Source organism: Microbulbifer mixtoriginis (SeqCode) (assembly GCF_052466765.1).
Genome location: NZ_CP174289.1, coordinates 2,547,457 through 2,571,036, shown reverse-complemented (window position 1 = coordinate 2,571,036; position 23,580 = coordinate 2,547,457). Strand labels below are relative to the sequence as shown.

At 53.1% G+C, this 23,580-nt stretch carries 23 protein-coding genes; 10 read left to right on the top strand and 13 right to left on the bottom strand.

The window, feature by feature from the left end:
- The first annotated feature begins 174 nt into the window (after nucleotides 1-174).
- Nucleotides 175-1,098 carry a hydrogen peroxide-inducible genes activator gene (locus ACJJIV_RS11360; protein WP_252083898.1) on the top strand — a complete coding sequence of 308 codons (924 nt, stop codon included), beginning with the start codon at nucleotides 175-177 and terminating at the stop codon, nucleotides 1,096-1,098.
- On the top strand, nucleotides 1,077-3,179 hold the full coding sequence (recG, locus tag ACJJIV_RS11355) for an ATP-dependent DNA helicase RecG (protein WP_444889024.1): 2,103 nt from the start codon (nucleotides 1,077-1,079) through the stop codon (nucleotides 3,177-3,179). Before ACJJIV_RS11360 ends, recG begins: the two co-directional genes overlap by 22 nt.
- A gap of 10 nt (nucleotides 3,180-3,189) precedes the next feature.
- On the opposite strand, the gene ACJJIV_RS11350 is transcribed toward recG, so the two are convergent.
- On the bottom strand, nucleotides 3,190-4,506 hold the full coding sequence (locus tag ACJJIV_RS11350) for a dicarboxylate/amino acid:cation symporter (RefSeq protein ID WP_252083900.1): 1,317 nt from the start codon (nucleotides 4,504-4,506) through the stop codon (nucleotides 3,190-3,192).
- 115 nt (nucleotides 4,507-4,621) lie between these two features.
- Here ACJJIV_RS11350 and ACJJIV_RS11345 point away from each other — a divergent pair, with 115 nt between their 5' ends.
- The 4 genes from ACJJIV_RS11345 (at nucleotide 4,622) to phoR (ending at nucleotide 8,419) form a co-directional block, all read left to right on the top strand.
- Nucleotides 4,622-5,233 (top strand): chorismate--pyruvate lyase family protein, encoded by a 612-nt coding sequence (locus ACJJIV_RS11345; RefSeq protein WP_252083901.1) that lies wholly within the window; start codon nucleotides 4,622-4,624, stop codon nucleotides 5,231-5,233.
- A gap of 63 nt (nucleotides 5,234-5,296) precedes the next feature.
- On the top strand, nucleotides 5,297-6,139 hold the full coding sequence (gene ubiA, locus ACJJIV_RS11340) for a 4-hydroxybenzoate octaprenyltransferase (protein ID WP_252086045.1): 843 nt from the start codon (nucleotides 5,297-5,299) through the stop codon (nucleotides 6,137-6,139).
- A 109-nt stretch (nucleotides 6,140-6,248) separates the two neighbouring features.
- Nucleotides 6,249-6,953, top strand: coding sequence for a phosphate regulon transcriptional regulator PhoB (gene phoB / locus ACJJIV_RS11335; RefSeq protein ID WP_252083902.1), 705 nt, complete (start codon nucleotides 6,249-6,251; stop codon nucleotides 6,951-6,953).
- Between the two features lie 134 nt (nucleotides 6,954-7,087).
- The gene (phoR, locus tag ACJJIV_RS11330) at nucleotides 7,088-8,419 is read left to right on the top strand and encodes a phosphate regulon sensor histidine kinase PhoR (RefSeq protein ID WP_252083903.1); all 1,332 of its coding nucleotides are present in this window, start codon (nucleotides 7,088-7,090) and stop codon (nucleotides 8,417-8,419) included.
- 21 nt (nucleotides 8,420-8,440) lie between these two features.
- Here phoR and ACJJIV_RS11325 read toward each other — a convergent pair whose 3' ends face one another.
- The 4 genes from ACJJIV_RS11325 to ACJJIV_RS11310 all read right to left on the bottom strand — a co-directional run bounded on the left by ACJJIV_RS11325 (nucleotide 8,441) and on the right by ACJJIV_RS11310 (nucleotide 10,732).
- Nucleotides 8,441-8,800 carry a hypothetical protein gene (locus ACJJIV_RS11325; RefSeq protein WP_252083904.1) on the bottom strand — a complete coding sequence of 120 codons (360 nt, stop codon included), beginning with the start codon at nucleotides 8,798-8,800 and terminating at the stop codon, nucleotides 8,441-8,443.
- A 2-nt stretch (nucleotides 8,801-8,802) separates the two neighbouring features.
- Nucleotides 8,803-9,414 (bottom strand): DUF938 domain-containing protein, encoded by a 612-nt coding sequence (locus ACJJIV_RS11320; RefSeq protein ID WP_444889023.1) that lies wholly within the window; start codon nucleotides 9,412-9,414, stop codon nucleotides 8,803-8,805.
- Nucleotides 9,411-10,187 (bottom strand): peroxide stress protein YaaA, encoded by a 777-nt coding sequence (yaaA, locus tag ACJJIV_RS11315; RefSeq protein WP_444889022.1) that lies wholly within the window; start codon nucleotides 10,185-10,187, stop codon nucleotides 9,411-9,413. Before yaaA ends, ACJJIV_RS11320 begins: the two co-directional genes overlap by 4 nt.
- Before the next feature lie 65 nt (nucleotides 10,188-10,252).
- Nucleotides 10,253-10,732 carry a DUF4265 domain-containing protein gene (locus tag ACJJIV_RS11310; RefSeq protein ID WP_252083907.1) on the bottom strand — a complete coding sequence of 160 codons (480 nt, stop codon included), beginning with the start codon at nucleotides 10,730-10,732 and terminating at the stop codon, nucleotides 10,253-10,255.
- A 69-nt stretch (nucleotides 10,733-10,801) separates the two neighbouring features.
- Here ACJJIV_RS11310 and ACJJIV_RS11305 point away from each other — a divergent pair, with 69 nt between their 5' ends.
- Nucleotides 10,802-12,088, top strand: a complete 1,287-nt coding sequence (locus ACJJIV_RS11305; RefSeq protein WP_444889021.1) for a M48 family metalloprotease — start codon at nucleotides 10,802-10,804, stop codon at nucleotides 12,086-12,088.
- A 70-nt stretch (nucleotides 12,089-12,158) separates the two neighbouring features.
- Here the strand turns inward: ACJJIV_RS11305 and ACJJIV_RS11300 are convergent, their stop codons facing one another.
- The 8 genes from ACJJIV_RS11300 to ACJJIV_RS11265 form a co-directional block, all read right to left on the bottom strand.
- A complete protein-coding gene (locus ACJJIV_RS11300) occupies nucleotides 12,159-13,115 on the bottom strand; it encodes a putative porin (protein ID WP_444889020.1) in 957 nt (318 codons plus the stop codon).
- A gap of 160 nt (nucleotides 13,116-13,275) precedes the next feature.
- Nucleotides 13,276-14,070 (bottom strand): putative porin, encoded by a 795-nt coding sequence (locus ACJJIV_RS11295; RefSeq protein WP_444889019.1) that lies wholly within the window; start codon nucleotides 14,068-14,070, stop codon nucleotides 13,276-13,278.
- 283 nt (nucleotides 14,071-14,353) lie between these two features.
- Entirely contained in the window at nucleotides 14,354-14,683 is a 330-nt protein-coding gene (locus ACJJIV_RS11290) for an antibiotic biosynthesis monooxygenase family protein (RefSeq protein WP_444889018.1), read from the bottom strand.
- A gap of 87 nt (nucleotides 14,684-14,770) precedes the next feature.
- Nucleotides 14,771-15,478, bottom strand: coding sequence for a phosphate signaling complex protein PhoU (gene phoU / locus ACJJIV_RS11285; protein WP_252083912.1), 708 nt, complete (start codon nucleotides 15,476-15,478; stop codon nucleotides 14,771-14,773).
- A gap of 25 nt (nucleotides 15,479-15,503) precedes the next feature.
- Nucleotides 15,504-16,382 carry a phosphate ABC transporter ATP-binding protein PstB gene (pstB, locus tag ACJJIV_RS11280; RefSeq protein WP_252083913.1) on the bottom strand — a complete coding sequence of 293 codons (879 nt, stop codon included), beginning with the start codon at nucleotides 16,380-16,382 and terminating at the stop codon, nucleotides 15,504-15,506.
- 31 nt (nucleotides 16,383-16,413) lie between these two features.
- Nucleotides 16,414-17,700 (bottom strand): phosphate ABC transporter permease PstA, encoded by a 1,287-nt coding sequence (gene pstA / locus ACJJIV_RS11275; protein ID WP_252083914.1) that lies wholly within the window; start codon nucleotides 17,698-17,700, stop codon nucleotides 16,414-16,416.
- Nucleotides 17,693-19,072 carry a phosphate ABC transporter permease subunit PstC gene (gene pstC, locus ACJJIV_RS11270; RefSeq protein ID WP_252083915.1) on the bottom strand — a complete coding sequence of 460 codons (1,380 nt, stop codon included), beginning with the start codon at nucleotides 19,070-19,072 and terminating at the stop codon, nucleotides 17,693-17,695. Before pstC ends, pstA begins: the two co-directional genes overlap by 8 nt.
- 138 nt (nucleotides 19,073-19,210) lie before the next feature.
- Nucleotides 19,211-20,263, bottom strand: a complete 1,053-nt coding sequence (locus ACJJIV_RS11265; RefSeq protein ID WP_252083916.1) for a PstS family phosphate ABC transporter substrate-binding protein — start codon at nucleotides 20,261-20,263, stop codon at nucleotides 19,211-19,213.
- 183 nt (nucleotides 20,264-20,446) lie between these two features.
- Here ACJJIV_RS11265 and ACJJIV_RS11260 point away from each other — a divergent pair, with 183 nt between their 5' ends.
- From ACJJIV_RS11260 to ACJJIV_RS11250, 3 genes are all read left to right on the top strand, one after another.
- Nucleotides 20,447-21,019: a TRAP transporter small permease subunit gene (locus ACJJIV_RS11260; RefSeq protein WP_252083918.1), complete on the top strand. Its 573-nt coding sequence runs from the start codon at nucleotides 20,447-20,449 to the stop codon at nucleotides 21,017-21,019.
- Nucleotides 21,016-22,380, top strand: a complete 1,365-nt coding sequence (locus ACJJIV_RS11255) for a TRAP transporter large permease (protein WP_444889017.1) — start codon at nucleotides 21,016-21,018, stop codon at nucleotides 22,378-22,380. Before ACJJIV_RS11260 ends, ACJJIV_RS11255 begins: the two co-directional genes overlap by 4 nt.
- 303 nt (nucleotides 22,381-22,683) lie before the next feature.
- On the top strand, nucleotides 22,684-23,577 hold the full coding sequence (locus ACJJIV_RS11250; RefSeq protein ID WP_444889016.1) for an ABC transporter ATP-binding protein: 894 nt from the start codon (nucleotides 22,684-22,686) through the stop codon (nucleotides 23,575-23,577).
- Nucleotides 23,578-23,580: the final 3 nt, after the last annotated feature.

Sequence of the window (23,580 nt, the reverse complement as noted above, 5' to 3'; positions counted from 1 at the left end):
TGTTGGCCCTCATAAGATATAGCAAAATTTTGCGCCTCAATTCCATAAAGGCGTCCACAATTGGTAATTTTTCCCAACTTTGTGCCTGAGGTGACAGCTTAGCGCTAGGGTGTGGTCAGCAGCTATTATTTATGAATAATAGCTATCAAATACTATCGCTTAATTGTCTTTACCATGACTCTCAATGAACTGCGCTACATCGTCACTCTCGCTCAGGAACAGCATTTCGGCCGCGCCGCCGAGCGCTGCTTCGTCAGCCAACCGACCCTGTCTATCGCAGTAAAAAAGCTGGAGAAAGAGCTGGGGGTCGCCCTTTTCGAGCGTTCCAAAACTCGGGTGCAGGCCACGCCATTGGGGGAACGTATCGTCGCCCAGGCCCAACTAGTACTGGAACAGTCTGCCGCCATTAAGGATATCGCCAGCGCCGGTAAGGACCAGCTGGCGAGCCCCCTCTCGGTCGGGGCGATTTTTACTATCGGCCCCTATTTGTTTCCGCACTTTATTCCGCAGCTACAGCACCTGGCCCCAGATATGCCTCTCTACGTAGAAGAGGGCTACACCGCCACTCTGCGCCAACGCCTGCGCAAGGGCGAGCTGGATGCGATCATTATCGCGTTGCCATTCACCGAGCCCGATGTGGTCACCCAGCCACTTTATGACGAACCTTTCGTGGTATTGATGCCAGCTGGGCACCCCCTTGCCCAGCAGGAATTCATAGATCCCGAGCAGCTCACCAAAGATAATGTGCTATTGCTGGGGGAGGGCCACTGCTTCCGCGACCAAGTGCTGGAGGCCTGCCCACATTTGCAGGTCACTATGGAGAAGGAGAGCGGTGGTGGAGGCATTCGTACAGCCGCCGATGGCAGTTCGCTGGAAACCCTGAGACACATGGTGGCCTCGGGGCTCGGTATCACCGTATTGCCATTCTCCGCAGCCACCGCTTCGCAATATGCCAGCGGGCTGCTGGAAACACGCCCCTTCAAGGCGCCGGGGCCCCGACGCACCGTCGCACTGGCCTGGCGTGCCAGCTTTCCACGCCACCGAGCTATCGATATATTGCGTGAGGCCATCAGCCAGTGTCATCTGATCGAGCCATAAACAACCTTGCAGATCAGCCAGTTACCAACCTCAAAGGGGTAGGAGACAAGTTTGCCCAGGTCCTGGCCAAACTGCATATCCACTCTCTGCAAGACCTGCTGTTCCACTTGCCGTTGCGCTACCAGGACCGCACCCGGGTGGTGCCGGTGGCCGGGCTCACTGCCGGGATGGATGCGGTTATTGAGGGCGAGGTAACTGCCGCCGATGTAGTTTTCGGCCGCCGACGCAGTCTGGTAGTCAAGCTTCAGGATATGAGCGGCAGTATCACTCTGCGTTTTTTCCACTTTTCTGCTGCGCAGAAAAACCGCTTTGCCCGCGGCGTACGCCTGCGTTGCTTCGGCGAGGCGCGGCGTGGCGCCGCCGGCCTGGAACTCTACCATCCCGAGACTGAAGTTGTCGGCAGCGAAAACGCCACTACCGAGGAAACCCTGACACCGGTTTACCCCCTGACCGAGGGCGTCAGCCAGGGGCGTATGCGCGGTCTGATGCAGCAAGCCGTGGAGCTCCTGCGCAGTGGAGCCGTGACCGAACTGCTCCCTGCAGATTTACTACCAAAGCCATTGCGTTACCCCCTGAGTGACGCCCTGGTTTATTTGCACTCGCCACCTGCCGGCACCCAGTTGGAAAAACTCGCCGCCGGCACACACCCCGCACAACAGCGCCTGGCCCTGGAAGAGCTGCTCGCGCACCATTTGAGCCTGCTGGAATTGCGGCGCAACAGCGCAAGGGTTGCGGCACCGCCACTGCCCGCCAACAAATCTCTGGAGAGAGATTTCCTCTCGCGACTGCCATTTTCGCTCACCGGTGCACAGCAAAGAGTCTGTGAGGAGATCGCCGAAGACCTCGCCCAGGACCTCCCCATGATGCGCCTGCTACAGGGAGATGTCGGCGCCGGTAAAACCCTGGTAGCGGCCATGGCTGCCCTCAAAGGCATCGGCGCTGGTGCTCAGGTGGTGGTGATGGCGCCGACAGAGATTCTCGCCGAGCAGCATAGAATCAATTTCTGTAACTGGCTTGAGCCTCTCGGCGTACAGGTAGCGCAACTTACCGGCAGCTTAAAAGCCGCCGAGCGCCGCGAGCAGTTGGGCAAAATTGCCAGTGGCGAGGCGCAGCTGGTGGTAGGCACCCACGCACTCTTCCAGGAGGGTGTGGTGTTCCACAATCTGGTGTTGGTGATTATCGACGAGCAACACCGTTTCGGGGTGCGCCAGCGTTTGGAGCTGCGTGAGAAGGGCGCCGCCAGCGGTGCCACCGGCAGGTTGCAACCGCACCAGTTGATTATGACCGCCACCCCGATCCCCCGTACCCTGGCTATGTCTGCATTTGCCGATCTGGACTGCTCCATCATTGATGAGCTGCCTCCCGGTCGCCAGCCTATCAACACCGTGGCGATCTCTAACGACCGCCGCGACCAGGTGATGGTAAGAGTGCACAGTGCCATCGCCGAGGGGCGCCAGGCCTATTGGGTCTGCACTCTGATTGAGGAATCCGAGAGCCTGCAGGCTCAGGCCGCAGAGTCCACCGCCGAGGAATTAGTGGAGATGCTCGACGGGGCGCGTGTGGCCCTGGTACACGGGCGCCTTAAGCCGGAGCAGAAAGAGCAGGTAATGAGCGCCTTCAAAGCTGGTGAGGTAGACCTGCTGGTGGCAACCACGGTGATCGAGGTGGGGGTAGATGTGCCCAACGCCAGTCTGATGATTATCGAAAACCCAGAGCGCTTGGGCCTCGCCCAGCTGCACCAGCTGCGCGGTCGGGTTGGGCGCGGCTCCATAGCCAGTCACTGTGTGCTGCTCTACGGTACACCGCTGTCACAAAATGGACGGGCGCGCCTACAGGCGCTGCGTCAGCATAGCGACGGCTTCGCCATCGCTGAGGAAGACCTGCGTCTGCGCGGACCAGGGGAAATTCTCGGCACCCGCCAGACTGGAGAGATCCAACACCGTATCGCAGATCTGCAACGGGATGCGGAACTGCTGCCACAAGTACAAAAAATAGCCATATCCCCACATTTGACGGAAGGGATGCGACAGCAGCTAATTAAGCGCTGGTTACAAAACAAGCCCCGTTTCGCCGAGGCTTGAGGAGAACGCCCTAGTGGGCGCCTACTGTACTGTTGTCGTTGATGCTGACACTCTTGTAATTGGCGTCGTAGTAAGTCTCCTCGTCCAAGGCGCCTTCACTCTTCGCCACCACACTGCTCACTACCGCATCCCCGGTGATATTCACTGCGGTGCGCACCATATCCAGCAGGCGGTCAACGCCGATCACAATGGCAATCCCCTCCAGCGGCAGTCCCACCTGCTGCAGCACCATACCGAGCATAATCAGGCCGACGCCGGGCACCCCGGCAGTACCAATAGAAGCCAGGGTTGCTGTCAGGATCACTGTCAGGAAGCCAGTCAAGCCGATCTCAATACCAAAGAACTGAGCGATAAAGACCGTAGCCACACCCTGCATAATCGCGGTGCCATCCATATTGATGGTTGCACCCAAGGGGACGGTGAAAGCAGCCACCTTGTTGTCCACACCTAAGCGCTTCTCAACTGTCGCCAGGGTTACCGGTATGGTTGCTGCAGAGGAAGCTGTACTAAAGGCAAAAATCATCGTCGGACGCATCTTTTTCAGCAGCTCAAGGGGCTTTAGGCCACTCAACAGCTTCAGCAGAATCGAATAGACGCCCAGTGCATGAATAATCAAGGCTGCCAGTACCACCAGGAAGTATTTACCCAGTTGCAGTAAGCCTTCTAAGCCCAATCCTGCAAAAGTTTTCGCCAACAGGGCAAAAACTCCGTAGGGAGCAAACACCATCAACACCCCCACCATGCGCAGCACAACGCTATTGAGATCGTTGAAGAAAGCTGCAACGCGCTTCCCTGGCTCACCACAGCGGGAGATCGCATAGCCCATCAATAGGGCAAACACGATAATTTGCAGCATATTGCCCTCGGCCATGGCTGCGACTGGATTGGTGGGAAAAATATTTACCAGCACTTCAGAAAGTGGGGGGGATTCTTTTGGTTGGAAAGAAGACGTTGCCGCAGCAGCAGCCTCACTCACACCGACCCCAGGCTGGAAGATCAGTGCCATGCACAGGGCCAGGGTAATAGCGATAGCCGTTGTCAGCATATAGAGCAGCACGGTTTTACCCGCCAACGGACCGATCCGGCTTCCTTCAGACAGGGCACAGGCACCACTGATCAGAGAAACCAACACCAACGGCACCACCATCAGCTTCAGAGAGGCGATAAAAATTCGCCCGATAATGTCGAACAGGCCACCCGTCAGGTAGAGGTTGATTGCGTTGGTAACACCCTCACCGAGCAACTGGCTCATATTCAGGATATTGATCAGGATTCCCAGCCCAATACCCGCGATCATCCCCAGCAGAATTTTGGTCGTAAGCCCCATAACAAGCTTCTCTTTATAAATTCATTGTTTTCATTAAAGGGAGCACTATATCCATTGCCGCCCCGGTGAGCAAAAATCCAACGGAGTGGCGCCAGCCGCCAGTGGGCAGGGTACAATGCCCTTTTTACCGACTGCGGAGTTATCGTTGCACCAGTCTCCATTTGTACCTGCGGGCGATTGGCGGGGGCGGCCATTTGAATCGGCACAGTTCCAACCACCAGAAAACCTGATGCCGTGGCTGGCATACACCGGTTCGCTCACCGCTGCACTGAAGCAACTGAGTGGAGGGGATTTCAGTGTGCAGGTACTTGGTCAGAGCTGGCAGCTACCCCGCGCGGAGGAATGCCGCGCGCTCAATTTAAATCGCCACAGCCGCGCCCTGGTACGGGAGGTACTACTGATAGGGTGTGGCCAACCCTGGGTTTACGCGCGCAGTGTACTTCCCCTGCGCAGTTTGCAGGGCAAGTCCCGCAACTTACGCAGTCTCGACGACCGCCCTCTGGGGGAGCTGCTGTTCAGCGAACCAGGGATTCGCCGAGGCGAAATAGAGTTCAACCAATTGCGGCGCAACCCCGACTTGCAGGCTCAAGGACTCTGCGACGGCGGCGACAGTGCCTGGGGGCGCCGCTCAATTTTTTGGCTGCGGGGCAAACCCCTTTTGGTCGCAGAGGCCTTTCTATCGCAGTTCTGCCCCGATGACCCACCTGCAGTCCCCGCAAACCAATAACCAAATACAGGGAGATTAGCCACCGTGATTAGCCAACAAATCGCCGCGCGCTGGCCCGCCGCAATGCCCTACTGGCAATTGGCGCGTATGGATAGGCCCATTGGCTCCCTATTACTTTTGTGGCCCACTTGGGTCGCACTGTGGCTTGCGGCGGGGGGCTGGCCAGGGCTGCATCTATTTGCAGTGTTCACTTTGGGCGTCATCCTGATGCGTGCGGCCGGCTGCGCGATAAATGACTTCGCCGACCGCGAGATTGACGGCCATGTTAAGCGCACCGCCACGCGCCCCCTGGCCACCGGTAACGTTACTCCCAAGGCGGCTCTTGGCCTATTCGCCGGGCTCAGCTTCGCGGCTTTTTTGCTGGTGCTCACCACCAATCAGCTAACGATTTTATTGTCATTGCCAGCACTGGCATTGGCCTTCTGCTACCCCTTTGCCAAGCGGCACACTCACCTGCCTCAAGTCGTATTGGGCGCGGCCTTCAGTATGGGGATCCCCATGGCCTTCGCCGCAGTGACCGGCGAAGTGCCTCCCCAGGCCTGGCTTCTCTATGTCGCCAACCTGTTGTGGACCCTGTGTTATGACACTTTTTACGCCATGGTGGATCGGGATGACGACCTAAAAATCGGAGTTAAATCCACGGCAATTCTGTTCGGGGAAATGGACAGAGCCATGACTGCCACTCTGCAGCTTTTGGTTCTAATGGCACTGGTGTTGATCGGCCAGCGCTTCGGCCTCGGCGCCATTTACTACTTGGCAGTTACGGCTATAGCGGCGCTTTTCGCTTACCAGCAATGGCTGATTCGCAACCGCGATAGAGAGGCCTGCTTCAAGGCATTTCTCCACAACAACTGGGTAGGGTTGGTGTTTTTTGCCGGAATATTCCTGCATTACCTCTTCAATTGATCCAGGTCTGGGAGTTCAGGCATAACCGTCATATATTTGTCATATAAATCCCGTTTAATCCTCGGCCATAACCGGGAACTTCTGACAACAGAGCGGGTATGGCAGCCAAATGCACAGTAAAACGATCCTGATTGTCGACGACGAAGCCCCTGTACGCGATATGCTGCGGGTGGCTTTAGAAATGGCAGACTACCGTTGCCTGGAGGCGGAAAACGCCCAAGAGGCCCACGCCTTAGTCATCGATGAAAAGCCAGACCTTATTCTTCTCGATTGGATGCTACCCGATGTATCCGGAGTAGAGCTGGCCCGCCGACTTAAGCGCGATGAGCTGACCACCGCGGTGCCCATCATCATGCTCACCGCCAAAGGCGAAGAAGACAATAAAATCAAAGGGTTAGAGACGGGCGCCGACGACTATATCACCAAGCCCTTCTCCCCCCGCGAGCTGGTGGCGCGCCTCAAGGCGGTACTGCGCCGCGCCGGCCCGGCCACCCCCGAAGACCCCCTCAGCGCCGGCGATCTGGTACTGGACCCTCTAAGCCACAGGGTCACCATCAAGGGACAGCCGGTGGATATGGGGCCTACTGAATTTCGCCTGCTGACTTTCTTTCTCTCTCACCAGGAGCGCGCCTACACACGCACCCAGCTGCTGGATCACGTCTGGGGTGGCAATGTCTATGTGGAGGAGCGCACCGTCGACGTACACATCCGCCGCCTGCGCAAAGCTCTGGCACTTGACGGTCACGACCGTTATATCCAGACAGTGCGCGGCACCGGCTATCGATTTTCTGTGCAAACTGCCGAAAAAGTGTGACAATCTGCAAAGATCGGCACTGACTCCCGCGGTAACCATTGGTCACTCCCACAGAGGACCGGGTTTCTAAGATGTATTAAGTGCGGGGGTGGACATCAGCCCTCCCGACAACTGCCAGGTAACACGGCAAGGCTATGTTGGATCGCAGTATTGGCGAATTTTCGCGCTTCTTAATTATTGCTCTGGGCTGCTTGACCCTCGGCTTCACCACGTCCGAGTGGTCGCTCACCCTGATTTTAGGGCTGGCAGCCTACCTGCTCTCAGTGCTGTGGCAGCAGCACCGCTTCAATCGTTGGCTTGCCAATGGCCGCCGCGGCCCCGCTCCCACTGCTTTTGGTATCTGGGGTGAAATCTATGACGACTTCTACCGTATGCAACGCCGTCACCGCCGTGAGAAGCAAAAGCTGCATGTCATGTTACGCCGTGTTCAGGACAGCACCAGCGCCCTGCGCGAAGGCATTGTAGCCCTGGAAAATGGCGACCACCTGGCCTGGTGGAACCCCGCCGCCGGCGAGCTGCTCGGCCTGCAATCCAGCGATCAGGGGCAGTCCCTAGTGAACTTTGTGCGCGACCCTGGCTTTGTCAGCTATATGCACAGCGAGGACAACAGCCCCCGCGAACCGCTGACCTTGCCCGCGCCGGGTAATGAAGCCCTGCACCTGCAACTGGAAGTGACCCGCTACGGCAAGGATGAAGCCCTGGTGATCGTTCGCGATATCACCCGCTTGCACAATCTCGAGCAGATGCGCCGCGATTTTGTCGCCAACGTTTCTCACGAGTTGCGCACTCCTCTTACCGTAATCGCCGGCTACCTGGAAACCCTACAGAACAGCGATATGGCACCTCCCGCCTGGCGGCGCCCGCTGGTTCAGATGGAGGAGCAGGCGGCACGTATGACCACCTTGGTCAACGACCTGCTTCTTCTGGCACGCCTGGAAACGTCAGAGCGAAAAACGGGTGACGTCTCTGTAGATGTGCGCGAGTTGATGGAGAGAGTTGCCCGTGAGGCGCGCAGCTTTAGCGGCGACCGTCACCAGGTCAGTGTGGCGTGCGAAGGGGATTGCAGTATCCGCGGCGATGCCAGTGAGCTGCACAGCGCTTTCGCCAACTTGGCGCTCAATGCGGTGAAATACAGCCCGGGGAACGGGGAGATACAACTGCGCTGGTGGCAGGATAACGATGGCGGCCACTTCAGTGTGCGGGACCAGGGTATCGGTATAGACTCGCTGCATATCCCGCGCCTTACCGAACGTTTTTACCGGGTAGACCCCGGCCGCTCCCGCGACAGCGGCGGCACAGGATTGGGCCTGGCTATCGTCAAGCATGTACTATTGCGCCACGGTGCGGAAATGAGCGTGCACAGTGTCCCGGCCCAGGGCAGTACTTTCACCCTGCACTTCCCCTCTACCAAGCTGGAAGAGAGCCCCTCTCGGGAACTAATGGAGACCGAGGGTGCGGATTCCTGATCCACCCCCTCAATGATAAAACTATTCAAATTCCGGCAGCTTTACCGGCTCACCATTTTTGATATAGGTGGCCTCTTCTTCATCGTGCACCGGGGTGCTCTCCCGGCGCAGGATCAGGTGGTGCAACTTTAAATCCCCATCTCTTAACAACAGATGCTCATTGCCATTGTCATCCACAGGCAGAGGCTTGTTTCCCACCAAGGCATCGCGCAGAGCGCGCAGCCGCGGCACATCTTTATAGCGATTCAGGTCATTGGAGAGACGCGTTTTCATGCGCTCACTTTCATGCAGGGCTGCAGCAGTTTCACGATATTTGGCGAAAAAAAACACAGCTGCAATGGCAAACGCCACAACAACGGAAACTTCAAACCATACGGGCATAATCACTCCTTGTTATCGTATTTACGCCAAACGACCAGCTGGTTGTTCGCTGGCAGGTAATTTAGCTCTTCCCGACGCATGCCGACATCACTGGCCAATTGATCCAACCACTCCAGATCACGGATACCGCTATCGGGGTTGCGCTCTTTGAGGTAGGTATCGAAATCCGCATTGCTGGGCCCGATAAAACTGCCATCAATCTTGAAGGGTCCATATACAACCAGCAAGCCATTGGGTTCTAACAGGGTGTGCAGTTTGTGAAAGAATCGCTGTACTGACTCCCTCGACATAATATGCAGGGTATTCGCGGTAAACACCGCATCGAAATTCAGCGCTGGCCAGGGCGCATCGACATCCAGAGTCAGAGGTTCGCGCAAGTTCTGTGCGGGCGCACTCGCCAACCAGGCACGCACACCGGGCAGCATTTCCGCCCGCTCCGAGGTCTGCCAAATTAAGTGGGGCAGGCGCGGTGCAAAAAAGACCGCATGCTGACCTGTGCCGCTCCCCACCTCCAACACCTTATGGCTACCATCCAGCAGGCGACGCAGATGAGTAAAAATTGGATCGCGATTACGCGTACAAGCCGGCGCATCCGGCAGGCTGGTATCGCTCATTGCTGCTCATCCCGAGTGAAAACCCAGTCGCGCTCATTGGACATGCCCGAGTTATAGGTATAGCCAGCCACATCAAAGCCCTTAAGCTCCTCCGCTTTCTTCACCCGCTGCTCAATCGCCCAGCGGCTCATCATGCCCCGCGCTTTCTTGGCAAAGAAGCTGATCATCTTATACTGACCATTTTTTAGATCTTTAAAATGGGGGGTAATGACCTCTGCATTGAGCGCCTTGGGCTTTACCGCCTTGAAGTACTCATTAGAGGCAAGATTGACCAATTCCCGGCTCTTCAGCGCATGCAACTGGGCATTGAGCGTCTCAGTAATTTGCTCTCCCCAAAATTCATACAGATTTTTACCGCGGCTGTTTTCAAATCTGGTGCCCATCTCCAGGCGGTAGGGTTGCATCAGGTCCAGCGGGCGCAACAGGCCATAGAGACCGGAGAGCATTCGCAAATGCTTTTGCGCATAACTGAAATCGCGCTTGCCCATAGTTTCAGCGGCCAAGCCGGTATAAACATCCCCCTTAAAGGCGAGTAGAGCTGGGCGCGCATTTTTATTTGTAAAAGGGCGTTTCCAGGCTTGGAAGCGGTCGTAATTCAGCACACCGAGCTTGTCGGAAATCTTCATCAAGCTGGAGATCTGCTGTGGGCTCAGATCACGCAGTTCGCCAATTAATGCCGCTGACTCCTTGAGAAAATCTGGCTGAGTGGTTTCCAGTGTGGGAATTTCGCTCTCGTAATCCAGCGTCTTGGCTGGAGAAATCACTATTAACATCGGATGCCTTACTTGTGCTGCTTCGCTTTCTAATTGAGCCCAACTGCTCGGTCCGGGGTAATGGCCTATTCAGGCTTCAATATATCCTGCCACCAGTTGAGAGGTGTTTGGCCATCCTTGGGATCGTAGACATTGCCGTAGTACCAGGCACTGTTGGCACCATCACAGATACTATTGAGAATTTCCTCAATCTTATCGAAACCACAGCTGACATGGATGCTATAAACCAGCATGCGTGGAACTTCCAGATCCAGCTCTCCTCCAAGCTTCTCCAGCTGCGGGCTCAAGCGGTCGGAGAGTTCGGCGCTATCGCCGCGACAGAAAACACGGATCGCCAAATTGCCGGAGCGCTTAACCAGCTCGAATTGCTGGGTATCTTTATCCACTTTAATGCAATCGCCACTGGCGATGCCTTTAATAAATGCGGGAGAACGTACCAGCTGGCAACTGTCGTCCTCATTGACTCGTACCTGTAAGCGCTCTACCACCGGCTCGCCATCGGGGTTGGTACCCGCAAATAACTCTATTACCTGAAGTGCCGTCATAACCTCTATTCCCCGACTGTGTACAATGGGTGATCGTTGAATAATCGGCATTATACAGGGAGGCAAGCAATGATCTCGCGTAACCAGGCTTTCTTCGCCGCAGTGGCGTTGACGGCAACCTCTATTATCAGTGGCTGTGTCACCAATCCAGTGACCGGAGAGCAACAATTCTCTCTGGTATCGGCCCAGCAGGAATTGAACTTAGGGCAGCAGCAATACCCTATCAACCAACAACAACAGGGCGGTCAGTACACCATAGATCCCAACTTGCAGGAGTATGTGGACCGGGTTGGGCAGAAACTGGCACGTGTCTCGGACCAGCCGCAGCTGCCCTACGAATTTGTAGTATTGAATAACTCCGTTCCCAACGCCTGGGCACTTCCCGGTGGCAAAATCGCCATTAACCGAGGCCTGCTGGTCCTGCTTGAGGATGAGGCGGAATTGGCCGCTGTACTCGGCCACGAGATTGTCCATGCCGCCGCACGCCACTCCGCTACCGCCATGTCACAACAGCAGGTGCTCGGGGCCGGACTGGCTGTACTCGGTGCGGCCACCAAAGAGTCCGCCTATGCGGACCTTATCTCCACCGGCAGCCAGCTGGGAGGTTCTGCCTATATCGCCCGCTACGGTCGCGGCAACGAACTGGAATCCGACGAATACGGCATGAAATATATGGCTGCTGCCGGCTATGATCCCCAGGGCGCCGTGCGACTGCAGCGCAAATTCGTCGAACTCTCCAAAGGGCAACAGAGCAATGGCCTGGAAGCCCTCTTCGCCAGCCACCCCCCATCACAGTCCCGCGTCAGCGCCAATATCGAGCACAGTAAATCACTGCCCAAGAACGGGGTCACCAACCGCGATGCCTACCAAAAGGCCATAGCACAACTAAAACGCGATGCCGATGCCTATGAAAATTATGATGATGCTCTAAAAGCAGCCAATAAAAAGCAGTTTGATACGGCACTGAATCTGGTACGAAAGGCACAAAAGCAACAACCAAAAGAAGCCTCTTTCTTCGCACTGGAAGGAGATTTGCTCGCCCAGAAAAAACAATTTGATAAAGCCCACCAGGCCTACGACCGTGCCGTACAGAAAAACCCTGCACTGTTTTCCCACTGGTTAAAACGCGGCATGGCTAGTGCGCAACTTAAAAATTACACTGCTGCGGAGAGGGACTTAAACCGTTCTCTACGTTATTTGGAAACAGCTTACGCACACTTCTATTTGGGCGAGGTGTATGAAAAGCAGGGGAATAAGCAAAGCGCTTTCAAGCACTACGAGACAGCAGCCGGGGCAGGGGGAGAGATTGGCTCTAAAGCTCAGGCCCGGATACAGGCCTTAACTGGGAAGGGCTAAATTTATCGTTTAGAAATTTTGATTTAAAAATTAAAAAGGGCTATTAAATAGCCCTTTTCTTTTTAGAAGATTATAACTGAACTCTCAAGCCCAGCCGGTATTCGTCGTACCGATAAGCATCGCAATCATCACACCCATAATCTTCGTAATATCCATTGTACTTATTTGTTGCTGCAGCTAAGTAAGCTACGTCAACGGCAATATTCTGATTAAAGAAGTGGGAGAACTCTAACTTATAACGATGATTTTCATCATAGGCTATATTGACGGAAGTCTCTTTATTAAAATAGAACTCTGCACTCAACTCCGAGGCATCCCCCCATATTCTTCCGTTTCCATGATAATAACTCGCCTCAACACTTAAATACTTATCATTTCCGAAATCTACGAAATATTTAGACGACAAAATGTGATCGTCAGTTTCCTCAGCGACATTCATCGTAAAACCAAGATAACCAGCATCACTTAATTGGTGGCTATACTGAGCGGTTAATGAAAACTCTTCTTCTTCATCAAAATACTTAAAATCAGTATTACTGTAGTTTAATTTCACTAAAACATTCGGAGTGAAAAAATAACCAATCGATTGATCATAAATATTGGCATATTTTTGATCTTCTATACCAACACTCAGCACCACACCATTTTCTATAAAATACTCACCTTTTGTAGAAAGTGAATTTTGATGGTGATCATCCCGCCAATAATCATTCCGAATTTCGTATCGGGAGAACTGTGCTGATATATTGCTAACCTTATTGATATACTCAAACTCTTTAAGAGGTCCTAGAGTTTCTTTTCCTCCAAAAAAGTAAGTAGTACCAACGGAAGAGGTTTTATACTTAGTTTCTTCAACACTATAACCGGACGTTGGGCTATATGGCCATCCCATAGGGCTGTAGTAATGATCGTGATAAGAGTACTCTAAATCTGAATAACTCAAAGTAGTTATCGACTTATACTCCTCCGCCGTAACGCCAGTAGCAAGCACCATCAGGGGAACAACTGATACTTTAAAACCCCTCATAAAATCCTTTTCCAACTATAGATTTGATTTGTAAGATTTTAATAGGATTTATTTTTTATTTCTAGAGACAATAACAATACGACAAGAAATAAACGTTTAGGTAACATCCAATAATTAACTAAGAAAAGAAAAGGACTATCTAAGATAGCCCTTTTCTTACTTACAGCTGTACGGTCATACCAATTTGGTAAATATCATAATCGATATCACTATCAGTATTGGAAACATAAGCTGCTTCAACAGCGAAGTTACGGTTGAAGAAGTGGTTCATACCCAGCTTGTACTGTTCCACCTCATCGTAGGAAAAACTAACAGAAGTACGCTGTGTAAAGAAGTATTCAGTACCCAACTTCCAATAGTCATCGCCCTCATCGTAGCTGACATAATCCAATTCTGCAGTCAGGTACTGCTCGCCACCCAGGTGGGTAAAGTACTTGGAAGACAGGCTGCGAGTATCAAATTCTTCATCAACGGAAAAATCGAAACCGATATAATCGGTTCCATTCAGCTGGTGGTTATAACGGGCATTAACAGACAGTTCATTATCACTATCGTTATCTTCATGCTCCAGGCTAACCAAGAAGTTAGGAGTGAAGAGATAACCTACTGATAAAGTATCAATATTTTCTTCACCCCAATCGGCTAATTGAGCACCCAAAACCAGACCATTGGATGCAAAATATTCTCCACCTATTGTAAAGGTATCGAAATCTTCACTACCAACGTTGAGGTGAGAGTAACCACCGTAGATGTTGCTAACTTTATTGATGTACTCAAATTCTTTCAGTGGGCCAAGAGTTTCTTTTCCACCGAAAAAATACTGGCTGCCAAGATTAAAACTATCTGCACCATTTTCTAAATCGCTGTATTTAGCTTTAGTAAAAGAGTTGTACTCCTCAGCAGTTGCAGTAGCCGCAAGAAGCATCAGGGGAAGAGCTGCGAGCTTGAATCTCATATCAAAATCCTTCGTTAACGTAGGGATCCAAATTGGGCTGCGGATTGTAACAAAAGAATTTTTGTCTGCAACAACAGTTAATTACACAAAGTCAGTTTGAGAAGACTTTGCGACGAAGGGAATGAGAACAGGGGGCAGACAGAATTAAAGCTTCTTGCTTAGATGTAATTATCCGTAATCAAGTATTTTAAATACTCATTCAGAGACCGATTAAAATTTACAGTTTTTTAATTTTTGAAAAATTTAATTGATTCAGCTTCTGTTCAGTTTTGACGAGGCAATCTTAAGAAAGTTCATCATCATCAGCATAAGAAGCTACTACCTCCCTAAATTCTTTAAACTCTCCTAAAGGTCGTATACCCACAAAAGGAGCCACGCTTTGAATAATTTTATCAATCGCAAACGTATGTTCAGCCTGCATAGCATCGCGTTCTGTTTTACTGTGCCAAGTGGCTATCGCTATGAGGCTATTTTCGTCACCGATCTTTTGCAAAAGTTCCGTGCCCATAGCCCCAGGTGCCCGCTGAATTAACTGAGACGCACGTACCCAGGCATCGGCATATTCTTCCGCTGTGAAACCTTCCTTAATTTGAACCTCAAAAATATATTTCATCGCCAAGCCCCTAAATATTTCAAGTTCTTAAAATCTGCCTGCAATAAAAAAGGCCGCTATGAGCGACCTTTCTTTGGCTGAGGAAACTTAGGATTTCCTTAAATTCAAATTCCTCTCGTGGCCGTGGCGAATATCCGCCCCCTCCACCAAGTAGACTACCTGCTCACAAATATTCTTGGCGTGGTCACCGATACGCTCCAGTGAGCGCAGTGTCCACAGCACATTAATGACGCGGGAAATACTGCGCGGATCTTCCATCATATAAGTCACCAGCTCACGGACGGCGGTGCGGTAATCCATGTCCACCTGTTCATCCTCGGCGAGGGTGCGCAATGCGGACTCCACATCGAAACGAGTGTAGGCATCCAGGGCGTCGTTGAGCATTTTGCGTACAGCATTTGCCAGATGGCGTATCTCGGTATAGCCGCGCGGTGAGGTGCCTTCATCGGTCAGGGCAATCGCCATTTTCGCGATTTTGCTGGCCTCATCACCGATACGCTCCAGGTCGCGGGCGATACGGGTTACCGACATCACCATACGCAGATCCGAAGCGGCGGGCTGGCGCTTGGCGATGATTAAAGTCGCGTGTTCGTCCAGGGCCATCTCGCACTTGTCGATTTCCTCTTCGACGCGCAGGACTTCCTCGGCGAGCTGGCTGTCGGCATTCGACAGGGCATCGACGGCGTCAGCCACTTGGCGGGCGACCATGCCGCCCATTTCCAACATCTCGGTCTTGATTCCCTCCAGGTCCTCGTTGAACTGGCGGGAGATATGCTGATCGAAGTGCATTTCCATAGTTATCCCTCGGAGCAAGATTGGCTTAGCCGAAGCGGCCGGTAATGTAGGCTTCGGTTAGTTCGTGCTCCGGATTGGTGAACACGGTCTCTGTATCGTTGACTTCAACCAGGTGCCCCAGGTGGAAGTAAGCCGTGCGCTGACTAACGCGGGCCGCCTGCTGCATGGAATGGGTCACGATGGCAATAGTGTAGTTCTCGCGCAACTCATCGATCAGCTCCTCAATACGCGCAGTAGCGATCGGGTCCAGGGCGGAACAGGGCTCATCCATCAGGATAACCTCCGGGCTCACGGCAATGGCTCGGGCGATACACAGACGCTGCTGCTGACCGCCAGACAGGCCGGTGCCCGGCTTGTCCAAACGGTCCTTAACTTCATCCCAGAGGCCGGCGCGGCGCAGGCTGTTTTCCACAATTTCATCCAGGTCGGCGCGGCGGCTGGCGATCCCGTGGATTTTGGGGCCGTAGGCCACATTTTCATAGATAGACTTGGGGAAGGGATTGGGCTTCTGGAACACCATCCCCACCCGAGCGCGTAAAGGCACAACATCCACCTTGGGACCATAAATGGGGTCGCCATCCAGGCTCAGTTCGCCCTCCACCCGACAGCCTTCGATGGTGTCATTCATGCGGTTGAGGCAACGCAGGAAAGTGGACTTACCACAACCGGATGGGCCGATCATCGCCACAACTTCATTGCGGCCGATATCCAGGCCCACATTGTGAATAGCCTGGGTTTCACCGTAGAACACATTCACATTGCGCATGCGTAACTTGGCGGTATCAGTAAAGGGCTGGCCCACTGTTTTCCGCACCTCGGCTTGGCTCACTGCCATTTTTTCACCGGTCAGTTCGGGTTGCGCCGCTTCAGAATGTCCGGCGGCATCCAGGGTCATGGTACTCATAAATAATCCTGTTTTCCGATTATCCGCGCTGTTACCAGCGGCGCTCAAGTTTCTTGCGCAGCATTACTGCACTGGTATTCATAAGAATCAATACACTCAGCAGCACCATAATGGCTGCAGAGGTACGCTCCACAAAGGCGCGCTCTGGGCTGTCGGCCCAGAGGAAAATCTGTACCGGCAATACCGTGGCCGGATCGGTAACTCCGCCGGGTACATCCACAATAAAGGCAACCATACCGATCATCAGAAGGGGCGCGGTCTCACCCAGGGCCTGGGCCATACCAATAATCGCACCGGTGAGCATACCGGGCATGGCCAACGGCAATACATGGTGGAAAACCACCTGCATACGCGAGGCACCCATACCCATCGCCGCTTCGCGAATCGAAGGCGGCACCGCCTTCAACGCCGCACGGCTGGAAATAATAATTGTCGGTAACGTCATCAGGGTAAGTACCAGACCGCCAACCAGAGGCGCAGAGCGCGGCAACTCAAAAAAGTTGATAAAGATCGCCAGCCCCAGCAAGCCGAATACGATGGACGGCACTGCCGCGAGGTTATTGATATTCACCTCAATCAAATCGGTCCAACGATTCTTCGGCGCGTATTCTTCCAGGTAGATAGCGGCAGCCACCCCGATTGGGAAAGACAGCGCCAAAGTCACCAGCAATGTAAACAGCGAGCCCATCAAAGCGGCGCGGATACCTGCCTGTTCCGGCTCGCGCGAATCGCCGTTGGTAAAAAAAGTGGTATTAAAACGCTTCTTCAGTTCGCCACTTTGTAGCAACTGTTCGATCCAGCCGGCTTTCTGTTCGGATGTGCGGCCACGGAAGCCCTCTTTAGAATCCTTCAGGCTTTTAACAAAAGTATCCACATCGTCGTCAGCGGCAAACCATACTTTCTCGCTCGTACCGAGTAGCTCTGGGTTTGCAGCCAGGCGATCACGCAGGTTAAAGGGTGCCCCCGAGGAGACCAGGCTATAGAGCTCACGCTTGTCACTGCGGCCAGTCACCGAGGGAAAACGCTCGCGCAACGCCGCGCGGATCACCCCAGTGAAATTGGCCCAGGCAAGGCTCTCGTCATCGACCTTCTCAATACCGAGTACCTGCGCATCGTAGTGCACTTCCAGCTCAATGGCGGTCTGCACAAAGGCGCCGCTACCCTTGCTGATAATATCGCTGAATAGAATGACAACCGCGAGTATGCCGAAAGCGATACTGGCAATGCCCAGCCCGCGAAACAGTTTTTCCTTGCGATGGCGGCTGGCAAGGCGCTTCTCGATGCGCTCACGAACCTGCGTCTGGGTGAGGTTAGTCATACTGCTCCCGGTATTTTTTCACTACGTGCAGGGCGATAAAGTTCAGCACCAGAGTGGAGATAAATAGCATCAGGCCAAGCGCAAATGCGGCCAGGGTCTTGGGACTGTCAAACTCCTGGTCGCCGACCAGTAGTGTCACAATTTGCACGGTAACAGTGGTGACCGAATCCAGAGGGTTCGCAGTCAGGTTGGCGGCGAGGCCCGCGGCCATCACTACGATCATCGTTTCACCAATTGCGCGAGATACCGCCAAGAGTACACCGCCGACAATGCCCGGCAAGGCGGCGGGAATCACCACCTTGCGCACGGTTTCCGATTGGGTTGAACCCAACCCCAGAGCGCCATCGCGCAGGGATTGCGGAACTGCATTAATAACATCGTCAGATAATGAAGAGACAAATGGGATAATCATAATCCCCATTACCAGGCCAGCGGCCAGGGCGCTCTCACTGGAGGCCTGTAAACCCATTGAGGTGGCCAGGTCGCGAATAAATGGGGCAACAGTCAGTGCCGCAAAAAAGCCGTATACCACGGTAGGTACACCGGCGAGAATTTCCAAAATAGGCTTGGCTACGTTGCGCACGCGCTTGCTGGCGTACTCGGCCAGATAAATAGCGGCCATCAGGCCCACAGGCACCGCCACCAACATGGCGATTGCGGAAACCATCAGGGTGCCGGTAAACAGGGGTACCGCACCAAAGGCTCCGCTGGAACCAACCTGATCGGCACGCAGGGCCATCTGCGGGCTCCAGTGCAGGCCGAACAAGAATTCAGTCACTGGCACCGACTGGAAAAAGCGCAGCGACTCAAACAGTACCGAGAACAAAATACCCACAGTGGTAAAAATCGCGGCGCAGGCACAGGTAATCAGAATAGCCTTCAGGACTTTTTCCACTTTCTCACGGGCACGCAGCTCCGGAGAAAAACGCAACAGTGCAAATGCCCCCAGGCCCACCGCCAATACCAGGCTTAAAAAGGCCTGTAGAGTATTGGAATTATTGCGCAACTGACTGAGGTGCTCGGCAGCCGACTGTAACTGTGGAGATGACTCTCCCACCAAATGGCCAGCGGCAAGGTTTTGAATTTGTGCATAGAGCAGGTTCTGCCCGGCAATGGTATCGGGCTTATCGGCGATGCTGTGCATCACCATAGAGCGAATAATGGCATCGTCAAAAATCAGCCAGGCACCCAGTAGTAAAAGTGCCGGTAAACCACACCAAAGCGCGGTAAATAATCCGTGATAGCTGGGCAGTGAGGCCAGATTACGCAGGCCTCCTCGGCTGCGCGCTGCACTCAGTGCACGACTAAAGCCGGTACCGTAGGCCACTAAAATCAACAGCAGCAAAAGGGCGAACAGTGTGGGGGTTTGCATTGAATTACCGTGCTAAAAATGTCGATGTCGGCATTATCCCGACTTTTCCCTGTGTTTCCACTTGGCTTTCATAAAAACGGCCAAGCCCTCTCGAGCTTGGCCGTCAATTCCCTTTGACTGTACTACTCCAGGATAAATTTACTTCGCAGCAAGATTGCTCAGGGCATTCAGTTTGCGAACGTCAGTAGCAATTTTCTGGCGTTTCTCTTGGGGCAACGGGATCATACCTTTGTCAGTCAGGTAACCTTCATCACCCCAAGCGCGCTCATTGGTGAACTCCGCCAGGAACTGCTTGATACCTGGCACTACGTCGGCATGTGCCTTCTTCACGTAAATAAACAGCGGGCGGGAAACTGGATATCTCTGATCGGCGATAGAATCGAAAGTCGGAGCCTGTCCTTCGATCAAAGAGCCTTGTACTTTATCGGCATTCTGGTCGAGGAAGCTGAAACCAAAGATGCCCAGGGCATTTGGATTGGCAACCAACTTGTTGACGATCAGGTTATCGTTCTCACCGGCTTCAACATAAGCGCCGTCTTCGCGTACGTTGTGACAGATCGCCTTATAAGCGCTCTTGTCTTTTTTCTTCATGGCCTTGATCCAGCCAAATTTCTTACAACCACCTTCCATTGCCAGCTCCGCGAAGGCATCGCGGGTACCGGAAGTGGGGGGCGGCCCCAAAACTTCAATTTTGGTATTGGGCAGCGCAGGATTTACGTCTTTCCAGGTCTTGTAAGGGTTAGCTACCAGCGTTTCGGAACCGTCCGGGTTCGGTACTTCTTTTGCCAGGGCCAGGAAAATATCTTTGCGGGAAAGCTTGAAAGGAGTTGCTTTCTTAGCATTGGCCAGCACGATACCGTCGTAGCCAATCTGTACTTCCACAACATCAACGCCGTTGCCGTTACACATTTCCAGCTCGGACTGCTTAATGCGGCGGGAAGCACCAGTGATGTCTGCAGTGCTTTCACCAACGCCCTGACAGAACAGCTTCATGCCGCCGCCAGTACCTGTGGATTCAACTACCGGAGTCTTGAACTGGGTAGCACGGCTGAAACGCTCCGCCACAGTGGTGGTAAAAGGGTAAACAGTGGAAGAACCCACAACACTGATGTAGTCGCGAGCCGCCAGGGCTACCTGAGAGGTGGCAAGGGTCAATGCCGCCAGGGAAGTAGCCAAAATTTGCTTGTTCATGTGTAACTCCGATGAGTGTTTTTTATTTCACGCGGCGATGCTAGGAACAACGGATGACGATTCTATGAATAAAACATGACAAAAAAGTTACAGCCGGAAATTTACCCCGCTGGTGCCCGGGCAGGCAAAGCGGTAACCTGCATACAAACGAGATAACAATAAGATGTAAAGAGAGAAGCCCCCATGCTATTTCTGATGCGTGGAGCGCGTGCACTGGAGAGTCTATCCAGTCGCACCGGCCACCTGCTCGCCTGGTTTACCTGGGCCATGGTCTTAATACAGTCCTGCGTTGTGGCTCTGCGCCACCTGTTCGACAGTGGCTCCATAGCGCTACAGGAGTCCGTAATCTATCTGCACGGTGCCGCCTTTATGTTGGGCCTGGCCTATGCGCTGCAAACCGACGCCCACGTGCGTGTCGATGTCTTCTATCGGCGAATGGGTCCCAGGGGTAAGGCTTGGGTTAATGCTCTGGGTTTTCTGCTATTTCTTTTGCCAGTCTGCACTTTTATGTTGCTGAGCAGCTGGCAGTTTGCTCTGAATAGTTGGTCAGTGCTTGAGGAGAGCGCCAATGCCGGCGGCCTTCCCGGTGTTTTCCTGCTGAAAAGTCTGATTCCCCTCGCGGCAGTAACCCTCGGTCTCGCCGGCACCGCCCAGTTTATTCGTGCTCTGCTACAGCTTATGGAGGTTTCAAGCCCGGTAAGCGAATCTGTAGCGAAACCACGATTGCTCAAGCAGGTGGAGGAGGCAGAGGCATGATCGAGCTGATACCTCTATTGATGTTTGCCGCCGTTTGCGGGCTACTGATGTTCGGTTACCCGGTAGCTTTCACGCTCGCCGGTACGGCCCTAATCACCGCCGGGTTGGGTATCGTGTATGGCGCTTTCGATGCCGAGCTACTGCGTGCCTTCCCCGACCGCCTCTACGGCATTATGCAAAACGGCACCTTGGTTGCCGTGCCGCTCTTTGTCTTGATGGGAGTCATTCTCGAGAGAGCAAAAATCGCCGAAGACTTGTTGGTTAATCTGACCAAAGTATTTATGGGTGCGCCGGCGGGTATGGCCATTTCTGTAGTAGTTGTCGGCGCACTTCTGGCCGCTAGTACCGGTATTGTGGGCGCCACCGTGGTGACTATGGGTTTAATGTCCCTGCCCACCATGTTGAAACAGGGCTACTCCCCAAAGCTAGCCACTGGCACCATCTGCGCCACCGGCACCCTCGGGCAGATTATTCCCCCCTCTATTGCTCTGGTGCTGCTTGGGGATACTCTCTCCAACGCCTACCAGCAGGCACAACTATCCGCAGGTATCTTTAACCCCAAGCCGGTCAGCGTTGGTGACCTTTTTATCGGTGCCATTATTCCCGGCCTATTGCTGGTAGCAGCCTACATTGTTTATCTATTGTTCGTGGCGCGCCGTTCTCCGAGTAAGGCCAAGACCGCGCAGCAGCAACCTCTGGAAGTTTGGCCGCTACTGAGTAGCCTTTTTCCTCCTATCGCTTTGATGCTATTAGTGCTGGGTTCAATTATTACCGGTGCCGCAACGCCTACAGAAGCCGCCGCCGTAGGTGCTCTGGGGGCGGGATTACTGGCTTACAGTCGCGGTGCTCTGCATTGGGCGCAAGCGGGGGAGGTGGGTCGCAGCACTCTACAGGTAAGCGCGATGGTGTTTGCCATTCTTATTGGTGCTTCATTGTTCTCACTGGTCTTCCGTGGATATGGCGGTGAAGAACTTGTCACCAGTATTTTCCACAGTCTGCCTGGGGGTGTTATTGGTGCGACCTTGCTGGTCATGCTGGTGATCTTCTTGCTCGGTTTCATTCTCGACTTTATTGAGATCACCTTTGTGGTGGTGCCCATTGTTGGGCCGGTGTTGTTGGCGATGGGTGTGGACCCGATTTGGCTGGGCATCATGATTGCAATCAACTTGCAGACTTCCTTCCTTACTCCACCCTTTGGATTTGCATTGTTTTATCTTCGCGGCGTTGCGCCAAGTTCAGTGGCCACTTCCGCTATCTATCGCGGCGTTATGCCATTTATCGCTATTCAGCTGTTGATTTTGTGCCTCCTAGCACTCTGGCCTGCTCTGGTGACTTGGTTGCCGGGGGTGGTTCAGAATTAACCCAAAAGACAACGATCGGTAGTGATAAGACCTTGTATCGCTACCGATTGGATCCAGCCCAAAACGATCGTACTAACATTGAAACTTAATAAACCCTTCGCCCCTTAAATTCATCGGCACATCTTGATTCCCTACGGCAAGTCACCAGCACCTGCTAAATTGGCATTCAATTTTTAATTTGCTCGCCAGACCATCAATAAACCTCTGCGGATATCTTTCCTTAAAAAAATAGACCCATCAAAAGGAATTAAATACTGCTATCGATATCCAAGCACGAATAAAAAATTAAAAAGGATTTAAAAAATGCTAAATATAACTAGTCTTTCCAAGACCTACGATAACGGCGTGCATGCGCTTAAAAACGTCAATTTGGATATTCCCAAGGGTATGTTCGGATTACTCGGCCCCAATGGCGCCGGCAAGTCTTCTTTAATGCGTACTATCGCCACGCTGCAATTTGCAGACAGCGGCTCCATCACTTTTGATGGTATCGATGTGGCCAGTAACCCTCAGAAAATTCGCAGCACCTTGGGTTATCTACCACAGGATTTCGGGGTTTATCCGAGAATCAGTGCCGAAGATATGCTCGATCATATGGCAGTTCTAAAAGGTATTAGTAATCGCAAAGAGCGTCACGAAATGGTGGCTGAATTACTGCACCAGACCAATTTATTTAAGGATCGCAAAAAAAACCTAAGCGGTTACTCTGGGGGTATGCGCCAGCGCTTTGGTATTGCCCAAGCCCTGATCGGCGACCCACGCCTGATTATTGTCGACGAGCCTACCGCTGGTCTCGACCCTCAGGAGCGCAATCGCTTTCACAACCTGCTTAGCGAAATTGGCGAAAACGTAGTGGTAATTCTTTCCACCCATATTGTCGAAGATGTTGCCGATCTGTGCCCCAATATGGCGATCCTGGCCGCAGGTCAAATTGTGGCCCAAGGTAAACCCGAAGAACTTATCTCTAAATTGCAAGGGCGTGTATGGCGGCGCACCGTCGATAAATCTGAGCTGGAAGAATGCCACAATAATTTTGATGTGATTTCCACTCGTTTATTAGCCGGGCGCCATGTTGTGCATGCGCTGGCAGATACCCAACCGGCAGTAGGCTTTGAGCAGCTGCAACCGGACCTTGAAGATGTCTACTTCTCCACCCTGTTTAGCAATAAAAAAGCTCAAGTGGCTAGCGTCGCTTGAGGT